Origin of the sequence: Vibrio sp. Isolate25, from assembly GCF_022398025.1 — a bacterium.
Taxonomy (GTDB): domain Bacteria; phylum Pseudomonadota; class Gammaproteobacteria; order Enterobacterales; family Vibrionaceae; genus Vibrio; species Vibrio coralliilyticus_A.
Genome location: NZ_JAKEUT010000028.1, coordinates 1 through 2,076 on the forward strand (window position 1 = coordinate 1; position 2,076 = coordinate 2,076).

Here is a 2,076-nt window from a genome sequence, read left to right on the forward strand (position 1 = left end):
TTGTATGTCATTTCGCCTTTTTCAACTTGGGCAACAACAGCCAATTTAAAGCCCATTGTGTAATCTCGTTGAGAGCGCTTTGGTGTTGTATTGCTTGAAGAGTTCATTGATAAGTCTCCGAAGTGTCAACTTATCTCAGGACGGGACAATACTTAAGCTAAAGAAAGGTTGACCTAGTGTCAGCCTTTTCTTTTTTAGGATCTTTTAATGTGTAGAGAATTGCGTTTCATTGACTATCCGTGAGGCCAGTTGTTTGGGACCACAAACCAAAATTGCCCTTGCTCAGTCTGAGCATGAACAAATCGGCCATCAGGTTTGTCAATTGGCTGCTCAAAGTGTTGTCTGCCGGTTGCCCAGAAAGGTTTGTCTAGTAGGTATAGAGGCTCGTCAATGAGCTCCCACTGACTTTCATAACACCAAAAACCCGATATTTGGGTTGTGTCGATTTCATAGCCTAGGCATTGTGTGGGAACGGTCTCGCTTGAAAATGGATTAATATAGAGCCGCCCCTGAAGCAGGAGATGCTCAGTTAAGTTGTCTAATTCAGGGTACTGAGATGAAAATTGCGTTGAACTGCTCATTTTTAATTGATGAGAGAGCATACGATCAAGTTTCTTATCCAGCTGGTCGTGGGCGTTAGGGCCGTACCAAACACCTTGGTGCAATAAATAGAATTTAATTGCCACTTCCCAGTGCTCTAATTGATTCGAGCTTTCATTTTTCAAAATCAGATCGATGGCCCCGAGTGTCTGGCCGTTTTCCCTATGGAGTTGAACTTCTTCTAGCTCGATAGAATATTGGCCACTGTTGACGAGAACCTGGGTACATAAATGTTGGTAGAGAAAACCGAGTCTAGGGTTGCCTTGGTAATGCAGGTCAGTTAGAGGGCTTTTTGGCAGAGTCTGCAGAGACTCGAATGGCGGAGTTAGTACGAATAGAGATGGTGAAGAGGCAATCCAGTTATAAAATCGTTGAAGTTGGTTCATCTCTGGTCCTTAAAAACAAAAGCTTAGCGCTATTGTAACCGCAACGGTTTGAAACTAGCATCCCTTATATAGTTACAATACACTTTGCACATAGTGAAGTCACTGGAAGTCAAAATGAAAAACATACAGTTGGAACAGATCCTCAATGACAAACTTTCTCCTCACTTGATTAAAGATTATGCGCCGAATGGGCTTCAAGTTGAGGGGAAATCAGAGGTCAAGCTCATAATTACAGGTGTCACAGCATCCCAAGCGCTTATCAATAAAGCGATTGAGATGAAAGCCGATGCAGTGCTGGTTCATCATGGCTATTTTTGGAAAGGTGAACCTGAACCTATCCGAGGTATGAAAGGAAATCGTATTCGAAGCCTGATTAAAAATGACATTAACTTATTTGGCTATCATTTACCCTTGGACATTCACCCGGATTTAGGCAATAACGCAGAATTAGCTCGACTACTCGATATTGAAGTCGAAGGAGGATTAGAGGGACACCCTCAGTCTGTTGCTATGTTTGGGCGGCTTAAACAGGCCATGTCGGGTACTGAGTTTGCTAATAAGATAAATCAGGTTCTTGAACGTGTACCACTTCATATTGCACCAGAAAATACCGATAAAATGATCGAAACTGTAGGCTGGTGCACGGGAGGAGGGCAGGACTTTATCGAGTTGGCCGTTCAGCATGGTTTAGATGCATTTATATCAGGTGAAGTATCTGAACGAACGACTTATACAGCAAGAGAAATGGATATCCATTACTTTGCAGCTGGACATCATGCAACAGAACGTTACGGGATAAAAGCGCTGGGTGAGTGGTTAGCCAAAGAGCATGGTATGGATGTCGAGTTTATTGATATTGACAATCCAGTGTAACGTACAGTGAATTATCAATCTAAAACAAAAAGGGCTGACACATTGTCAGCCCTTTTGATATTGAATCTATGTCCCGTCCTGAGATAAGTTGACACTTCGGAGACTTATCAATGAACTCTTCAAGCAATACAACACCAAAGCGCTCTCAACGAGATTACACAATGGGCTTTAAATTGGCTGTTGTTGCCCAAGTTGAAAAAGGCGAAATGACATACAA

General features: G+C 42.5%; 2 protein-coding genes. One reads left to right on the forward strand and one right to left on the reverse strand.

The annotated features are described in order from the left end of the window. Positions 1 to 233: 233 nt before the first annotated feature. Positions 234 to 986, reverse strand: coding sequence for a DUF1853 family protein (locus L1D15_RS21920; RefSeq protein WP_239877043.1), 753 nt, complete (start codon positions 984 to 986; stop codon positions 234 to 236). Positions 987 to 1,100: 114 nt separating this feature from the next. Here L1D15_RS21920 and L1D15_RS21925 point away from each other — a divergent pair, with 114 nt between their 5' ends. Next, positions 1,101 to 1,859 carry a Nif3-like dinuclear metal center hexameric protein gene (locus L1D15_RS21925; RefSeq protein WP_239877044.1) on the forward strand — a complete coding sequence of 253 codons (759 nt, stop codon included), beginning with the start codon at positions 1,101 to 1,103 and terminating at the stop codon, positions 1,857 to 1,859. Positions 1,860 to 2,076 lie beyond the last annotated feature (217 nt).

Excerpts from the sequence above, each read along its gene's own strand:
- L1D15_RS21920 (WP_239877043.1), bottom strand. The coding sequence starts at position 986 with ATGAACCAACTTCAACGATTTTATAACTGGATTGCCTCTTCACCATCT.
- L1D15_RS21925 (WP_239877044.1), top strand. The coding sequence starts at position 1,101 with ATGAAAAACATACAGTTGGAACAGATCCTCAATGACAAACTTTCTCCT.